Annotated in this window: 13 protein-coding genes; 6 read left to right on the top strand and 7 right to left on the bottom strand. The window is 46.2% G+C overall.

All coding sequences use genetic code 11. The features are described from left to right. Window positions 1–14: 14 nt before the first annotated feature. The 5 genes from UNH61_RS11500 to UNH61_RS11480 are packed head-to-tail and all read right to left on the bottom strand — an operon-like array spanning window position 15 to window position 4,420. On the bottom strand, window positions 15–878 hold the full coding sequence (locus UNH61_RS11500) for a ThuA domain-containing protein (protein WP_339071010.1): 864 nt from the start codon (window positions 876–878) through the stop codon (window positions 15–17). Window positions 879–915: 37 nt separating this feature from the next. Then, on the bottom strand, window positions 916–1,866 hold the full coding sequence (locus tag UNH61_RS11495) for an NAD(P)-dependent oxidoreductase (RefSeq protein WP_339071009.1): 951 nt from the start codon (window positions 1,864–1,866) through the stop codon (window positions 916–918). Then, window positions 1,863–2,351 carry a VOC family protein gene (locus UNH61_RS11490; RefSeq protein ID WP_339071007.1) on the bottom strand — a complete coding sequence of 163 codons (489 nt, stop codon included), beginning with the start codon at window positions 2,349–2,351 and terminating at the stop codon, window positions 1,863–1,865. The genes UNH61_RS11495 and UNH61_RS11490 overlap by 4 nt, the downstream gene beginning before the upstream one ends. 10 nt (window positions 2,352–2,361) lie before the next feature. Beyond that, on the bottom strand, window positions 2,362–3,528 hold the full coding sequence (locus UNH61_RS11485) for a mandelate racemase/muconate lactonizing enzyme family protein (protein WP_339071006.1): 1,167 nt from the start codon (window positions 3,526–3,528) through the stop codon (window positions 2,362–2,364). 7 nt (window positions 3,529–3,535) lie between these two features. Continuing rightward, a complete protein-coding gene (locus UNH61_RS11480; RefSeq protein WP_339071005.1) occupies window positions 3,536–4,420 on the bottom strand; it encodes a sugar phosphate isomerase/epimerase family protein in 885 nt (294 codons plus the stop codon). A gap of 224 nt (window positions 4,421–4,644) precedes the next feature. Here UNH61_RS11480 and UNH61_RS11475 point away from each other — a divergent pair, with 224 nt between their 5' ends. From UNH61_RS11475 to UNH61_RS11450, 6 genes are all read left to right on the top strand, one after another. Then, the gene (locus UNH61_RS11475) at window positions 4,645–5,556 is read left to right on the top strand and encodes a helix-turn-helix domain-containing protein (protein WP_339071004.1); all 912 of its coding nucleotides are present in this window, start codon (window positions 4,645–4,647) and stop codon (window positions 5,554–5,556) included. A 115-nt stretch (window positions 5,557–5,671) separates the two neighbouring features. After that, window positions 5,672–6,724 (top strand): hypothetical protein, encoded by a 1,053-nt coding sequence (locus UNH61_RS11470; RefSeq protein ID WP_339071002.1) that lies wholly within the window; start codon window positions 5,672–5,674, stop codon window positions 6,722–6,724. Window positions 6,725–6,734: 10 nt separating this feature from the next. Beyond that, window positions 6,735–8,204, top strand: a complete 1,470-nt coding sequence (locus tag UNH61_RS11465) for a CHAT domain-containing protein (protein WP_339071001.1) — start codon at window positions 6,735–6,737, stop codon at window positions 8,202–8,204. A 4-nt stretch (window positions 8,205–8,208) separates the two neighbouring features. Then, a complete protein-coding gene (locus UNH61_RS11460; RefSeq protein WP_339071662.1) occupies window positions 8,209–11,067 on the top strand; it encodes a tetratricopeptide repeat protein in 2,859 nt (952 codons plus the stop codon). 114 nt (window positions 11,068–11,181) lie between these two features. Further along, window positions 11,182–13,206 (top strand): KUP/HAK/KT family potassium transporter, encoded by a 2,025-nt coding sequence (locus UNH61_RS11455; protein WP_339071660.1) that lies wholly within the window; start codon window positions 11,182–11,184, stop codon window positions 13,204–13,206. 119 nt (window positions 13,207–13,325) lie between these two features. Beyond that, window positions 13,326–14,819 carry an arylsulfatase gene (locus UNH61_RS11450; RefSeq protein WP_339071659.1) on the top strand — a complete coding sequence of 498 codons (1,494 nt, stop codon included), beginning with the start codon at window positions 13,326–13,328 and terminating at the stop codon, window positions 14,817–14,819. On the opposite strand, the gene UNH61_RS11445 is transcribed toward UNH61_RS11450, so the two are convergent. Next, window positions 14,816–15,559 carry an ABC transporter permease gene (locus tag UNH61_RS11445; RefSeq protein ID WP_339071658.1) on the bottom strand — a complete coding sequence of 248 codons (744 nt, stop codon included), beginning with the start codon at window positions 15,557–15,559 and terminating at the stop codon, window positions 14,816–14,818. The two genes, UNH61_RS11450 and UNH61_RS11445, sit on opposite strands and share 4 nt — an antisense overlap. 16 nt (window positions 15,560–15,575) lie before the next feature. After that, the gene (locus tag UNH61_RS11440; protein ID WP_339071657.1) at window positions 15,576–16,352 is read right to left on the bottom strand and encodes an ABC transporter ATP-binding protein; all 777 of its coding nucleotides are present in this window, start codon (window positions 16,350–16,352) and stop codon (window positions 15,576–15,578) included. Window positions 16,353–16,433: the final 81 nt, after the last annotated feature.

The raw sequence follows: 16,433 nt of genomic DNA, 5'->3' as shown, positions 1-16,433 counted from the left end.
TTAGCAGGAAATACTTATTTCGTTACACGATAGGGCACGTGGATATCTAATTTACCTTTCCATTTTTTCGGCACTTTCAGGCCCAGCTCATAGTGGATGGCATTGATCACCAGTCGCTGAAAAGGCTCTTGTCTGAAATCTTCCGGATGGCCCATGGTGGTCATAAAAACCCGGCCTCCAAAGGAATTGGTGCCCGTCCATGCCACCGGATTTTCGATCGCTTCTTTATCGGGGTTTACCGCCTTGCCCATCAGCAACCAGGTAGAGCCTTTCACGGGATAGTCCGGTAGAACGCGATACAGCCACGAGCGAACGTGGAAATTTTTAGCTACGCCCGTCAGGATCGGATTGCCGGCCTGTTCGGGGATGATGCTTACATCCGTACTGCTCTCATGTCCGTAATGTGTATGCTTCGCAGCGCCGCCCCATCCCGGAGGCGCGTTTAATGCAAACTCTCCAAAGGCGTTCCATTTTTCACTGGCATGCCCTTCCGGAAAATGGAAGGCATGTGTGGTAGTACGAAAACCCATCACAGGTTTTCCGGATTTCAGGTATTCCTCTATGTAGGCGAGTTGCTCAGGAGGAAGCCTGCGCCAGCGCAGGAAAAAGACGGCCAGGTCGGCCTGCTTCAATGCCTCGAGGCCCGGAATATTTTCTTCGCTGTTATAATCAGGATATGCTTTGAGAACGATTGTTTTCATGCCGTAGTCTTTTTCCAGCGCAGCGGCTATCAGTGGCATCGTTTCCTCACTGCTGTACTCATGATCGCCTGTCACAAAAACCACCACCGGCTTTTTTATCTTTTTGGAAGATTGTGCCGATAGCAGGCCGGTGCACGCAATAGTGATGAACAATAAACAAACACAAATTTTTCTCATTGTACAAAGTTTATTAACTACGGGATTTTCGTGGTGATCATTGAAGTTCCTTGCGATTATATATACTATCCGGATCCGGATTTTTACCTGTCAGCACCGCCACTACGTTATTTACCGTGAGCAGGCACATCTGCCGGTAGGTAGATGCCGTAAGGCTGCCGGAATGCGGTGTAACGATAGCCCGTGGATGCTGAACAATGCCAAGCGATTGAACGGGCGGCTCGTCTGGCAACACATCGGCAGCATATCCTGAAATCATTTGTGCATTCAATGCTTTCAGCAATGCGTCATGGTCTACCAGTGCACCTCTTGCGGTATTGATCAGCAACGCCGTTCGTTTCATTAATCCCAGCCGCTTTTCATTGATGAGTTGATCTATTTCTTTGCTGAAAGGAAGATGAAGCGTTACTACATCAGCATGTTGTAATACCTCTTCCAGAGAAAGCAATTTATAAGGCACGTCTTGTGCAGACCTGCTCCAATACAACACATTCATACCAAAGGCATCTCCCAGCCGGGCCACTCGCTTTCCGATATTGCCCATTCCCAGTATTCCCAGGGTCTTGCCATTCAGCTCGTCTCCTGTATATTGATTGCGCCAATTCCAGTTGTTTTGTTTCACCTGTGCTACTGACTCATACATATTGCGCATCAGCATCAACATCAGCGTTAGTGTGTGTTCTGCAATGGTAGCAGCGTTGCTGCCCGGTGCGTTGATCACTTTAACTTTCCGAGCTGTTGCTTCCGCTACATCTACATTGTCGAGCCCCACGCCGCAACGGGCCGCCACCTGCAAATGTGGGCAGGCATTCATTAGCGATTGGTTGATCTGCCCCTTCCCTCTTGTGATGATGGCATGGATGTCTGTTTTGTTCAACACCTCTTTTAAGCTGGCCTCATCGTATCCTGTGAATACATTTACCTGCTCCGTTAATACCGCCAATGCCTCGTCTGCAATAGTTTCCAGCAGCAATACGTTTTTTCTCATCTGTCGTGATATAAGGTGGCATCATCAGACCGGTATCCTCTGAAATCGTTTCTATTGGAAACATACAGACCTTCTTCATAAAGCTCATCTGCAAAGATCCGGGGATCAATGCTGGCGCCGGGTACAGAAGAAATTTCCACGAGGTTGCCGGCCGGATCGCGTACAAACATCTGCATGGCTCCATCGGGCAGTTTACGCACTTTTCCCCAGGGATTGACATCTATAATATTCAGTTCCTTCATGCGGAAAAAGAGGCTGTTAAAGTCATCTACCTGCACACAAACATGTCCGCGGAAGGAGGTATTGTCGTCCCATTCAGAGATATGCAATTGTTGTTCTTCATTGAATTTGAAAAACATTACCGGATAATCGAACCTGAAAGCGGCAAGCGGCTCTAAGCCCAATTCATGCTGATAAAACTCCCCGGCTTTTTCCAGGTTGTCGACAATCAGCGTTACGTGGTTAATTTTAAGTGCTTTTGCCATATCATTATTTCTAAGCTTTTTGTTTAAACGTACGTACGAAATCCCAGTCGGGGCTTACACCTAATCCCGGAGCTGTTGGTGCGGGTATCAGGCCATTGGTCACCTTGATCTGTTCTTTTACCAGTTCATACATCATTGGATTTCCTCCGAGAGAAAACTCAATAACAGTTGCCGAAGGCGATGCAAAGGCTACATTGAGCCCGGCCATAAAGGAAAACGCAGATCCCCAGCAATGTGGCGCCAGCTCCAGTTGATGCACACTGGCCAGATGTGCTACGCGCATCGTTTCTGAGATACCGCCGATGATAGCTGCATCTGGCTGTATGACATCAATTGCCCTTATATCCAACAATTCCTTCACATCAAAACTGGTATATTCACTTTCGCCTGCAGCGATAGGAATATGTGTGGATGCCCTTACTTCTGCCGTACCGGGTTTGTTATCCGGACTGATCGGCTCTTCAAACCAGTAAAGGTTGCAATCCTTCACACCGTGGCAAAATTGCTTGGCCTCCGGAACACTGAAGGTGCCATGTGCATCGGCCATCAACTTAATATCTGGTCCTAAAGCGGCTCTCGCGGCTTTTACCCGGTCGATGCTGTTCTGCACGGTTTTGTCCATCACGCCAACACGCATCTTTACACCTCCAAATCCTTTATCTACATAGCCTTTCAATTGCGCGCCGATATTATCCGCGTCCGCCCAGCCTCCGCTGGCATATGCCGGCATATGACTGCGACAGGCACCACCCAGCAGATCCATTACCGGTACATTCAGCATTTTGCCTTTCAGATCCCACAGGGCGGTATCAATGCCACTCATCGCAGATACCATCAGTCCCCTTCTGCCAAGTATAGGGAATTTCCGGCCTCTCGACAAAGCATAATGATCACGGGTACCATTATACATTTCTTCCCAAAGACGGGTAATATCTTTCACACACTTACCCAGTAATACAGGCTTCAATTCACTTTCGATACAATTTACAATGGAGGCGCACCCACCTGAAGATCCCACCGCTGCTTTGGCTTCTCCAAATCCCTGAAGACCTTCATCTGTTGTGATCACCACCAGCGTCATGTCGAAATTTGCCATTAATCCATAGTCTGAAGTATGTTGTTTTTCCTTCGGAACCGGACAGCGCAGCCAAAATGCCTCTACATTCGCTATTTTCATCTGTTCTTTAAATAAGTTTTGATAAAGTATTAAATGACCGGGTGGTCAGCATGGTATAAAATGCATCCGTCACCGAAGAGCTTCCATGATCCTGCAGAAACTTTTCCTGTTCAGGAGAAAGATTTTCGGGGTTCTCATCAATGGAATCCGGATAAGGGTTGGCAGGCGTACGATCCAGCGGAGAGCAGAATTCCACGGAAAGCACATCGTTGTAGTTCACTTCTCTCAGCGTGCTCACGATCTTCTCCCAGTTGAGATGCCCCATTCCCGGCGCCATCCGGTTGTTATCTGCCACATGAAAGCCAGTCAGTTTTCCCTTTGTCTTTCTGATAGCGTCAAACATATCTGCCTCTTCGATATTCATGTGAAAAGTATCCAGGCAAACGCCGCAATTGGGGCCTACCGCCTCCGCCAATGCCAGCGCCTGATCCGCCCGGTTGATGAAATAAGTTTCAAACCGGTTGATGGGTTCTATGCCCAGCAATACCCCTGCGGCCTCGCTGTAGGCGTAGATTTCCTTCATGGCCTCTACGGCCCATTTCCATTCTTCTTCCGGCCTGCCGTCGGGTACAATTTTCCCAACAGTACCGGGCACTACAGATACCATATGGCCGTCCAGTTCCTTCACCATTCTTACCACGTCTTTCACATACTGTATTGATTTTGCTCTTTGTGCCTCATCCCTGGCAAGCAGGTTACGCTCTCCCAGCATGAGTGTTACCGACCCCCAGCAGGTCAGGCCATGATCCTTCATGAGCTTTCGTATGCTTTTGGTATCATATTGTTCAGGATTCCCGGCAACTTCGAGCTTAGTATATCCAATGGCGGCCACCCGTTGTATGGTAGTAGCTATCGTTTCGGACCGCATCCAATTGTGTATTCCCAGTTCCATAACGTATCAGGTTTATAAAATAGTTTTAAAATTTATGCGGCACAGCCAGCAGTACGTAATCTGGTTGGATTTCTAACGTGAAATAGCTGTAAAATCATTGTCTTACAAACTTATTCAGACTACCATTGAAATAAAAGTACTTCATTTGCAAAATATTGATACTATATTTACCATAATTCCAAATTCCCCCATTATAAAATAAATAGTGTACTAAAACTAACGTTATGAAAGTTGCCTACCGACACATCTCCACTCCGGAGAATGCCAGCTTTGTGATCAAAGAATTTTGTCAGCCTCGTTTCACGAATACCTTTCATTTTCATCACGGGCATGAGTTAATTCTGATGGTAAAGAGCGCAGGTAAAGTGTATGCAGGAAATAAGGTCATGAATTTTAATGAGGGAGAGATTTACATGTTTGGCCCCGGGTTGGTTCATTGTTTCTGCAACGATAATGCTCCTGCAGGAACGGGCGAAGGATGTGCTCATGCTATTATTGTACAGTTTACGGAAGATTTTATGGGCAGGGATTTTTTTGATAAACTGGAATTGAGAAAGATAAAAGAACTGATGGAGTTATCTGAACAAGGAATTAAATTCAGCAAAATATCATCTTCCTTCAGTAACCTGTTCTTTCAATTCCAACCCAATCAGCAAATGAAAAACCTGATCATATTGTTACAGATGCTGGATGGCCTGTCGCAACAAAGCAGGGAAAATATTATGTTGCTGACAGACGATCCGAGGAAGATACATTATAAGGATGTGGATTCGAAAAAGCTTACGGCGATATTTAAATACGTGTTGGAAAATTACCATAGTCATGTAGATAGCAAATCAGCCGCTTCTCTCGCCTGTATGAGCGAAGCCGCATTTTGCCGGTATTTTAAGAGGAGAACCGGCAAAACGTTTTCGCAGTTTGTGAATGAAACGAGGATTAGTCATGCTACAAAATTACTGATAGGTACCGATCACGGGATATCTGAAATATGCTACGCCTGTGGGTTTGATAATATGTCTTATTTCAACAGGCAGTTTAAGATTTACCAGGGAAAATCACCGAGAGAGTACAGAAAGGCGTTGGGAGAGAGTAATGCAGGGGCGCCAAGTTACAGGCCTACGTCAGTTGTAGAATAAAAAATATTATAATATAATTTGTTTTTGTTTTTCAAAAGAATTTACAGAAATTTATAGTGCATTGTTCTGAAGAACTCCTATTCAATTTTTACCCCTTCACCCAAAACCTATAGAAATGGGATTAAAAGAATTTTTCAGCAAATTGTATGCTACCCCTACCACTTTACCACATTTAATACGCATACATAACAACAACACTGATGTAGCACAGCAACTGGAAGGTGCATTCATTCCGGAACAACATTACTTCACTGTCAGCGTGAATGAAATGTTTCTATCATCCAGAAGAAAATGGCTACGCGAAATAGAGCCAATGGTTGTTTCTCTCAGTGGTTACATCTATGGAGAACAAAAAATAGAAGATCCGTTTGTTGTTGGCCGGAGCCTGTTTAAAGATAAATCACAGGAAATCCCTCAGGGCATGTTGTTCCTTGACACCAGGGTCGCAGGCACGCATCCTTACAGAGGCGACCGTGTTACGCTTAGTCTGGTGCTTTGCCAATATACCAGTAAGGACTATTTAGCTTCTTCACTGAAATTCGTGGAAGATATTTCCGGTGTATTCGGCGAAAGCATGAAGTTGCTGGTTAACAACTATACCAATATTGCCCGTGTATTAATTAACGGGATAGACAACCTGTTGGATCTGAAAACAATACAACCCTTGTTCGGCTTCAGAGAGGAATTTGGTAATGGTCCGAATAATGAATTTACTCCAGGGTATTTTGTATTGCTGGACTCCTCTACCAAAGACCCTGATCCCGGTAAATTTTTTGTAAAAGAAAACCGGCTTTATTATGGTGAGGATGCTGGTACTGCCAAACCCTTCAGAGACGACGAATACATACTATTTAATGTTGCCAGGTCGGAAGAAAGGGGTGATGTATCATTGCTGCCTGTTTACCAATCCTATAAGAAAATACTGGAAGAACTGAAAACCCCGGAAGTATCGGCAGCACAAAAGGACAAGATAAAAGATATGCTACGCGTGCTAAATATAGAAATGCGGCAAAGCCCTGATCTCACAGCACCGCATGCCAAAAAACTGATGGAAAAGTACATCCGGGAAGTAAGCGATCTGATAGCACCCAAGTTCAATTTTGGAGCTGCATTCACGGAGGAGAAAAATGATTGGAGCATCCTCGACGAAAAAATCCAGGCACTTTAATCTGATGGCTATGGCAAGCAATTACATTAATATCAAGATCAACTTCAAGGACGGTAATATACACTTTACAAAAGATGAGAACCCGGGTCCACCCTCTCCTTTTGATACAGATGAGGATGACGACAAGGTCAATAATGTTCGTGTAGAACTTGGTATTGCCAAGGTTTTTCATAAAGTGCTGAACCTGATAAAAGCCGATGCGGATCTTTTCCAGCGGGAGGATTTTGAGCTATTAGGTGAGATGTTATCCAAATTGTTATTTGGTAAAACAAAGGGGAATGAAGACTGCCGGAATTACATCATGCGGGAAGTAGAACAAACGCTAAAGATCAACAATCCTTCCGGAAAAAAGATCTGCAGGATCTTTCTCGAATTTGACCAGCGTTCGGAAGTAGCTATGTTACCCTGGGAATATACTTTATATAAACCGCGCACTTCGCAGGGGGGCTCCTTTTATATTTCTGCCAATAATACTTCCAGATTCCATTTGATGCGAAGAGTGAAGGAGAAGAGCTATGACGGGTTCCCGGCAGACAAGCTGCTGGTCATTGTATTGCTGAATGTTGAAGGCAACGCCAATGCCACCCCTCCTATTGATCAACGATACAATGAGGCGCGGAAAGTAAGGGAGATGTTCGGCAATCTCGAAAAACAGCATAACAACCTGATCGTAGAATACCTTGAGAATATTCCTTTTGTAGAGTTATCAGGCAAAATAAAAGAGATATGCGCCAGGTACGGGCAACCCCTCGTTTATGCGGTTCACTATGTAGGACACGCCATCTTACGTGAACAAACCGGCCGGTTGGCTGTGAGGGAAGACACGACAAAGGATATTAACTGGATGAATGATAAAAAGTTTGCAGCCAGTTTCAGCCGGGAAATATTAGGGCTTGAGCGGCAGCCAGCTTTGGCTTGCTTTCAGGCTTGCGACAGTGCCAAGATTGGTTCCAGTAACGGACAACTCCATGGAGTGGCCTATGAATTTGCTTTACTTAATATTCCTGCAGTAGTTGGTATGCAAAATGAAGTGAACACTCCTACTTCCTGCGCATTCTTTGAAGTATTTTACACCAGTATACTGGCGGCGAAGGATGTAGGCGAGGCCATTACGAACGGAAGAGATTATTTAGGAAAGAATCTGAAACAGAACGGGCCCTATACAGACAATTCTTTCGGCAGCCCCGTACTTTTCATTACAACGCCGGAGCCTATACGATTATTGAAACCACCTGCTTCGGTGCCAGTGGAAAGAAAGGGATCGCCCAAGACACGCAGCGGATACCTGACTCCCCCTGATGCATCAGAAAATATTGTGGAAAATAGCAGTATCAAAGCCAAAACGCCTGCGTTGGAAGAACGGACTGCCATCGCCAACATCAATGAGACGAGCAGCGAAATACCGGTGACTGCTATAGTTAGCGAAGGCGCCACGGATATGATCACCAACAGACCCAGCTCTTCATTCAATCAATCCTGAAACAATGATCACACAAGAAGACATTTCTGCGCTGCTGGCTGAAACATACAAAACTGCAGCACTTATTCCCGGCTGTGATATGCGCAGGATAGCAGACGTGCTGGAAAACCTGCGGGTACAACTGGATGTCAAACATCCCTTTGATGCCTGGCATAACCTGCAGCTGGATAAGATCGACCCTGATGACGACGAAACCGTTCGCCTCCTGATCCGGTTGAGGAACGACTATTATGAACTGGCCTATGAAAGGCAGCTGACACAGTTATCAGCGGCTTACCATACCAGTCATGAAGCCGGTTGGGCCCTTTGGACAAAACTGTTTGCCGAAGCTGCGGTGTTCTACCGGGAAGATCTTTGCTATATGCTAACAGGGCTGCTTCCGCAATGGCAACCGGGCCGGCAGTTACCTCCGGTATACAATAAGTACGCAATGCTTGTACAGGATGGCCGCTGGCCGGATGTTTGCGACTTATACAGCGCAATGGCCGATAATGAATTGCTGGATGCGGAGATACGCGTACGGGCCGCCACTATATATGCACAGATCATTCTCTACTATCACCACGATCAGTCACTGATAAAAAAATATCTTGAGCTGGCCAAACAACTGTTGCCGGGACATGTAATGATACTACGTGTAGAGGCATTGATCAGTCTGAATAAGGACGAACCCCAGCAAGCCCGTAACCTGCTGCTCCAGGCAATCGCGGATCAGCCGAACAACTTCGCTATTCTGAACCAAATGGGTGATTGTTTTAAAGCAGATGATGATCCGGATGGAGCGGCATCCTGGTACCTGGATGCACAAGCAAAGAATTGCCTGGAAACCGACGCCTATAAACGCTTACTGAACTTATACCTGGATAATAAGTGGTTTGATCATGAAGCTCCTTCCCTGGAAGACCTGTTAAAAAAAATCGACGACCGCCAAGACAGGACTCAGACAAATCTTTTAGAAAAAAACCATATCCCGGCAGATCAATGCGCTACCTATCCGGTATTGTATGGCGCACTCAGAAATATGGGCTCCGCCTGGTACAACAAAGGAAATATGGAAGAAGCGCTGGCCTGGTATCATAAAGCGGTGGCATTGGAACCTAATCTGGGCGCTGCATTGGTAGACCTGGGAAATTTATATAAAAAAGAAACGCAGTTCGATCAGGCCAAACAGTATCTGCAACAGGCTTTGGAGAAAGATGCTGATAATTTCAATGCGTACTGGGCCATGGCTGAATGTTATGAAAAAGAAGGGCTGAAAGAACAGGCCCTGACAGCTTATAACAGGTGTCTGCAAATAAGACCTGACTGGAACGATTGGGTCTATAACTTTATTGGCAATATGTACTATGCTTCTAAAGAGTATACCATCGCCGAGTCGTGGTACAGAAAAGCGATCAACGCCAATAACCATGAGTCGATATATAAACAGAACCTGGCCGCCGTACTGCAGGAGCTGGCAGAACAGGAAGTAGCTGCAGGCAATCTTACTGCGGCGGAAAATTTGTATCAAACTGCGGCGTATACAGATAATGACGCAGACAGCTGGGCAAGGCTTGGCAATTTTTATTATCGTCAGCAACGCTGGCAGGATGCCATTACGCAATATCAAAAAGCCATTTCGCTGAATGATGAAGAACCAGTCTATTACGACAACCTGGGATTGGCGTATATAGCTCTTGATAAGCAGGATGAAGCCATAGAAGCCTTTCAGAAAGCAGCCGACCTCTCAGAAAATGAGCCCAATGGTCAATACCTGAATCAATTGGGTAAACTCTATTATGACAGGAACGACTACACGAAGGCGGTGGAGTACTTTATTGAGGCTTCCCGCAAGGAGCCTCAGGAAAAAGTATACCTGGAAAATATCTGCAATGCTTATGAAAAAGCCGGTAGAAAAGACGAGGCAGAACAGGCCTACCTGCAATTACTGGCATTACGGCCCGACGACGACATTGCGATGAATGCACTGAATAACATTTATTACGGACGGGGCGATTACGGCAAAGCGCTGGAATACTGCGAGATGAGCATAGCTGCCAAGCCCGATGTTCCTGTTTATTATCGCAACCTCGGGATTGTTTTGGGTACCATCAACGCAAACACGCAGGCTGCAGATGCATACAGAAAGGCCCTGGAGCTGGAGCCCGACAATGCGGTTAACTGGTCTAATGTGGCTATTGCAGCACTGGAGAATGGACAATATGAAGAAGCCACTAAATACGCCGAAAGAGCGCTTCAGCTCCAGCCAGAGAACCCTGATTACCATGAAACCCTTGCACGCATCTGTATAAGACAACAGGCATTTGAAAAGGCGCTTGATCACTACCAGGATGCACTGCGGCTGGATCCCGGCAATGGCCGGCTGCTAAATGGCATAGGACTGGTGTATTACCAGCAACAGCAATATGACCAGGCCATCACGTACTATCAACAGGCAATCGATACAGATAACCAGAACTGGATTTATTACAATAACCTCGGATTAGCCCTTGCAGACCGAAAATCCTATCCTGATGCTATTATTGCTTATCAGCAGGCACTGGCCCTGAAAGAAGATCCTATTGGCCGCAATGAGTTGGGAGTGTTGTACCATCGAACAAATCAACTCGAAAAAGCAGCAGACAGTTATAAACAAGCTATTGCGCAGCTTCCGCAAGATCTTGTGATCCATGAAAATCTTCAGCTGGCGCTAATGACACTGGGAAGAACCGCAGAAGCCAGGGCGATTCTTGACGAAAGCACATTAAGTAAAGAGCAGAGAGAAGAGGTTTTGCAGCAGGCGATGCAGGATCTGGCTGCTACCAGCAGTGATCGTTCTGCTATGCCGGAAGATGCAAGGGATAACTTCATACAAAAACCCTGAATACATGGCGTTCATATGAAGGATAAGAATAATTATACAATTTAAATTATATAAAAACCCAGCTTAAAATCTCCTTAAAATAAGCCATTTGGACTTTATCATTTTGACATAGGTATGCCGCATATCGTACTTTCGCGCCAGATTGTATTTACAACCTACGACATGGATTCGCATCATCATCATCATTTTAAACGGATCACCACGGCTGGTCTGTTGATTGCACTTGGAATCATTTATGGCGATATCGGAACATCGCCCCTATACACATTTCAGACCATCATGAACGATGGTGGCATTATTGACGAGCACCTGGTATTTGGTGCTATTTCCTGCATTTTCTGGACCTTAACCCTGCAAACAACGTTCAAATACGTGATCATTACCCTGCAAGCCGATAACAAAGGCGAAGGTGGCGTATTTTCGCTGTATGCGCTGGTAAGGCGCTTTGGTCCCAAGCTCGTCTTTCCGGCCATCATAGGAGCAGGCACCCTGTTGGCGGATGGCATTATCACGCCACCGATCACAGTAACTTCTGCCATAGAAGGATTAAATATGGTAAGAGGCCTGGAACATGTAATTGTGCCGGGCAACAACCTCGTGATGGAAATTGTGCTGGTCATTATCCTGCTGCTCTTTATTTTCCAGCGTTTTGGTACCAGGGTGGTAGGCGGATCATTTGGGCCTGTGATGTTCCTCTGGTTTACGATGCTGGGTGTGTTGGGTATCAGCCAGATTATTCATTACCCCCGCATTTTCATGGCATTAAATCCCTCATATGCCCTTTCGCTGCTTACAGAACACCCCAAAGGATTCTGGCTGCTAGGCGCCGTATTTCTCTGCACCACTGGGGCAGAAGCATTATACTCCGACCTCGGGCATTGTGGCAAAAAGAATATACAGGCAACCTGGATATTTGTAAAAACCACGCTGGTGCTTAATTACCTCGGGCAGGGAGCCTGGACGTTACTGCAACATAAAAGTAACCTGGGAGGTGTGAATCCTTTTTTTGCCATCGTGCCGCACTGGTTCCTGCTCCCCTCCATCCTCATCGCCACCTGTGCTTCTATCATCGCCAGCCAGGCACTCATCAGCGGTTCTTTTACTTTGATCAGCGAAGCCATCAGTTTAAATTTCTGGCCTAAAGTCACTGTAAAATTCCCCACTAATATCCGTGGACAAATCTATATCCCCAGCATCAACTGGATATTGTGTATCGGCTGCTTCCTGGTAGTACTATACTTCCGCACCAGTGAATCAATGACCGCTGCATACGGCTTTTCCATCACCATTGCCATGTTGATGACAACCATACTCATGTTTTATTTTCTCCGGTACGTAAAACATTATCCGCTATGGGTAGTATCGCTGATCATGATTTTATTCGTTGCGGTAGAATCTTCCTTCTTTGTGGCCAATGCCATAAAGATTGTAAAACGGTTATTCTTCCTGGTGTTCGAAGTAGGATTGATATCCACCATGTACATCTGGTTTAATGCACGTAAAATCACCAACCGCTTTCTGAGTTTTATCAATTTAAATAAATACCTGGATCAAATAGTAAAACTGAGTAGCGACAATACCATACCCAAGACTACTTCTCACCTTATTTATTTAACCAAAGCCGATCGCTCTCACCAGATTGAAAAGAGAATATTAACTTCTATCTTTCAGCATACGCCCAAACGGGCCGATATGTACTGGCTGATTCACATTGAACGTACAGATGAACCGTTTACAATGGAGTACGGTGTAGAGGAAATGAATGATGGTAAAATAATCCGGATAGACTTTATGCTGGGCTTCCGGGTACAGCCAAGAATAGGACTGATGTTCCGGAATGTGGTAAAAGACATGATCCATAATGAAGAACTGGATGCGCTGAAACGCTTTCCCGCACTGGCTTCCGACAATCTGGGCAACTATAAGTTCGTCATCTTCGAAAATATGTTGTCTTACGATAACGAATTTTCTGTACGGGAAGGATTTATTCTCAACAGCTATTTTGCGATCAATAAATTAGCCACCTCTGATAGTAAAGCATTTGGACTCGATAGCAATCAAACGCTGGTAGAAAAAATACCGCTGGTAGTAACACCTAAATCATGCGATGGTCTGAAGCAGGTATTTTATAAAAAGTAAAATAAGATAATCACCGTTTTTATCTGATAGCCGGAACGTCAAACGCTTGCACGATCTACCTCCTGCTGCTTTACATTCTCGCATTTCTTTTTTATCTTGACGTAAATTTACAGTGAGCCATGATCAAAAACCTCCTCCTCGGCTGCCTGCTGGCAACCGGTTTGTATGCTTCTGCCCAAACGCATACTACCAGCGCCAAACAGAAGCCTAATATTATTTTTATCTATGCAGACGACCTCGGATATGCTGAAACCGGTCCATACGGACAAACCAAAATAAAAACGCCCAATCTCGATCGTCTTTCTGCCGAAGGCATTCACTTTAACCAATTTTATACCAGCACACCGGTTTGTGCACCTGCCCGTTGCATGTTGCTCACCGGGCGTCATGGCGGACATTCCTATATCCGTGGCAACTACGAAATGGGAGGCTTCGCAGACTCGCTCGAAGGCGGACAAATGCCGCTGCCGGAAGGCGCTGTTACCGTTGGCCATATGATGCAACAGGCCGGGTATACCACCGCCGCCATCGGCAAATGGGGCCTGGGCATGCCGTTCACAACCGGCGATCCTAATAAACAGGGCTTTAATTACTTCTACGGCTATCTCGATCAGAAGCAGGCGCACAACTACTACCCTACTCATCTCTGGGAAAATGGCAAGGCCGACAGCCTGCGCAATCCGCCTATCAGCGTTCATAAGTCACTGGATCCTGCCACCGCTACTGATGCTGATTTTGATGCCTATAAAGGAAAGGACTATGCAGTAGATGAGATGACCAAAAAAGCGGCGCAGTTTATTAAGGGTCATCGCGATACTCCCTTCTTCCTATACCTGCCCTACACTATACCACATGTTTCATTACAGGTGCCCGACAGCGCCCTGAAACAATACATCGGCTTATTCAATGAAAAGCCTTACTATGGCCAGCAGGGCTACACACCGCATAAATACCCGCTCTCAGCCTACGCAGCCATGATTACCTACCTCGATACACAGGTGGGCATCATCATGAAACTCGTTGCCAGCCTGGGCCTCGACGATAACACCGTGATCCTGTTCTCCAGCGATAACGGCACCGCCTTCAATGGCGGAGTAGACGCCTCCTTCTTCAACAGCACCGGCGGGTTAAGAGGATTGAAAATGGATCTTTATGAAGGCGGCATACGCGAACCGCTCATTGCCCGCTGGCCCGGAAAAATCCCTGCCGGTAAATCATCTGAACTGGTAGGCGTACAATACGATATGATGGCCACTTTCGCGGACATCGCCGGCATAAAGCCTCCCGCCAACGATGGCATATCGCTGCTGCCGGAAATGACCGGCCATCAGGCCTCACAAGCGAGCCGGAAATACGTTTATTTTGAATATCCTGAAAAAGGCGGCGCTATTGCTATCCGTATGGGTAAATGGAAAGCGATAAAAAATGGTATGAAGAAAAATCACGGCATATTATGGGAACTCTACGATCTCAGCACAGATAAAGCAGAAGCGCATAACCTGGCTGCTGCCCATCCGGAGTTGCTGAGCGCGTTCGATGCCATCGTAAAAAAGGAACATCGCAATGCTCATATCAATGAATGGGAATTCATCAATTCAAAAATGAAAAACTAATTCCATTTAAACCATTTCACACCGAGCAAAGTGAACAATATCGTATAACCTACTGAAGCGAACAACGCATAGGTTGTTTCCAGCGTCCATGTGGAAGGATCCAGGCTGGCCGCCAGCACGGATCTTACCACACCGTAGGGCGACCATTTCACGATCTCGCCTATCATTTCACCCAACATACCAAACTCTCCTATCATGCCAACCATGATGAAAATAAAATAAACAAAACGGGTGGTGGCACTCACGGTATCCGGGTTCCTGATCCTGCCCACAATGGCCTGGCCCAGGCCCAGGTACACCGCGCCTCCCAGTAGCGACATCAATAAGCCCGTTACATAACCAACAGCCGGTATGCGTATATGGTCTGCATAATATCCTACCATAAAAACAAGGATGGTCATCACTAATATCATGGCTATTTGTACCAGTAACCTGCTGATCATGATAGTCCAGGTAGATACCGGAGCCACCCGAAGCCGCTGAAACACGCCCCTGTCGCGGTCGCGCGCGATAGCATTGGAATACCCCATCAGCCCTACACTGGTAAGTCCGATGGTGATACAGGAAGATATTACAAATACACCACCCAGCTTGTCTACCAGTCCACGCCAGGAAATCAGTATAATAACAGGTACTATCAGTACCAACCGGAAAGAACGCCGGTTACGCCAAAGAGTGGTAAAATCCGCCCGTAGCAGAGCTGTCAGTACAGTTGAATTTTTCGGTATTCTTGTTTCCATTTTCAGACAGCTTTTGTTAAGGGCGTACAGCCGTTCCCGTTAAACCAATAAATACATCTTCCAAAGTCACCTTCCCTTTCCTGACCACTTTCAATACCTCCGGATCGTTGCGGTGCTTTTCTACCAGTGCTTCAGGCGTATCGATGGCAATCACCCGGCCATGATCGATAATGGCGATCCGGTCGCAGATGGCTTCTGCTTCTTCCATGGAATGAGTAGTCAGTAACACCGCATGGCCCCGGTTACGGTAATGTTCGATCCTTTCCCACAGTTGGCGTCTCGACTGCGGATCGAGCCCTGTTGTAGGTTCATCGAGCAAAATCAGCTGCGGATCGTGAATAGTGGAAATGAGCAGCGAAACGCGTTGCTGCTGCCCTCCGGAAAGCTGGGCAATCTTTTTACTACCGGCATCTTCCAGTCCAATCTGTCCCAGCTGCTGACGGATAACATTGTCGTCGATGGCAATTCCGTAAATACTGGCAAAGAGCCGGATGATCTCAGCAATGGAAAGCTCTGGCTGAAAGCTGGTGGCCTGCAATTGTACCCCCATGTTAGCGCGGGCATGCAAAGGCTTTTGAGCGATATTGAATCCGGCTACGTTTATACTCCCTGATTGCGGTTTGATCAGTCCTTCGATGGCGCTGAGCGTACTTGTTTTACCGGCGCCGTTAGGCCCCAGTAAACCAAATATTTCTCCTCCGTATACTTCAAAGGAAACATCGCTGACCGCATGGAACGAGCCGTAGGAAACATTCAGCAGATTAACTTCCAGTATGGGCGGTTGATTCATCATTAAAACAGGTTTGATTGTACTGACGCCCGAAAGTACGACAATAAGAATTAGGAATAGGGAATGAAGAATTAAGAATGCCAG

Origin of the sequence: Chitinophaga sp. 180180018-3 (genome assembly GCF_037893185.1) — a bacterium.
GTDB lineage: Bacteria > Bacteroidota > Bacteroidia > Chitinophagales > Chitinophagaceae > Chitinophaga.
The sequence above is the reverse complement of the archived record's forward strand: the minus strand, read 5'-3'. Positions and strand labels throughout refer to the sequence as shown.

What these genes read in the sequence shown, in the direction of transcription:
- UNH61_RS11500 (WP_339071010.1), bottom strand. Translation starts at nt 878, where the DNA reads ATGAGAAAAATTTGTGTTTGTTTATTGTTCATCACTATTGCGTGCACC.
- UNH61_RS11495 (WP_339071009.1), bottom strand. Translation starts at nt 1,866, where the DNA reads ATGAGAAAAAACGTATTGCTGCTGGAAACTATTGCAGACGAGGCATTG.
- UNH61_RS11490 (WP_339071007.1), bottom strand. Translation starts at nt 2,351, where the DNA reads ATGGCAAAAGCACTTAAAATTAACCACGTAACGCTGATTGTCGACAAC.
- UNH61_RS11485 (WP_339071006.1), bottom strand. Translation starts at nt 3,528, where the DNA reads ATGAAAATAGCGAATGTAGAGGCATTTTGGCTGCGCTGTCCGGTTCCG.
- UNH61_RS11480 (WP_339071005.1), bottom strand. Translation starts at nt 4,420, where the DNA reads ATGGAACTGGGAATACACAATTGGATGCGGTCCGAAACGATAGCTACT.
- UNH61_RS11475 (WP_339071004.1), top strand. Translation starts at nt 4,645, where the DNA reads ATGAAAGTTGCCTACCGACACATCTCCACTCCGGAGAATGCCAGCTTT.
- UNH61_RS11470 (WP_339071002.1), top strand. Translation starts at nt 5,672, where the DNA reads ATGGGATTAAAAGAATTTTTCAGCAAATTGTATGCTACCCCTACCACT.
- UNH61_RS11465 (WP_339071001.1), top strand. Translation starts at nt 6,735, where the DNA reads ATGGCAAGCAATTACATTAATATCAAGATCAACTTCAAGGACGGTAAT.
- UNH61_RS11460 (WP_339071662.1), top strand. Translation starts at nt 8,209, where the DNA reads ATGATCACACAAGAAGACATTTCTGCGCTGCTGGCTGAAACATACAAA.
- UNH61_RS11455 (WP_339071660.1), top strand. Translation starts at nt 11,182, where the DNA reads ATGCCGCATATCGTACTTTCGCGCCAGATTGTATTTACAACCTACGAC.
- UNH61_RS11450 (WP_339071659.1), top strand. Translation starts at nt 13,326, where the DNA reads ATGATCAAAAACCTCCTCCTCGGCTGCCTGCTGGCAACCGGTTTGTAT.
- UNH61_RS11445 (WP_339071658.1), bottom strand. Translation starts at nt 15,559, where the DNA reads ATGGAAACAAGAATACCGAAAAATTCAACTGTACTGACAGCTCTGCTA.
- UNH61_RS11440 (WP_339071657.1), bottom strand. Translation starts at nt 16,352, where the DNA reads ATGATGAATCAACCGCCCATACTGGAAGTTAATCTGCTGAATGTTTCC.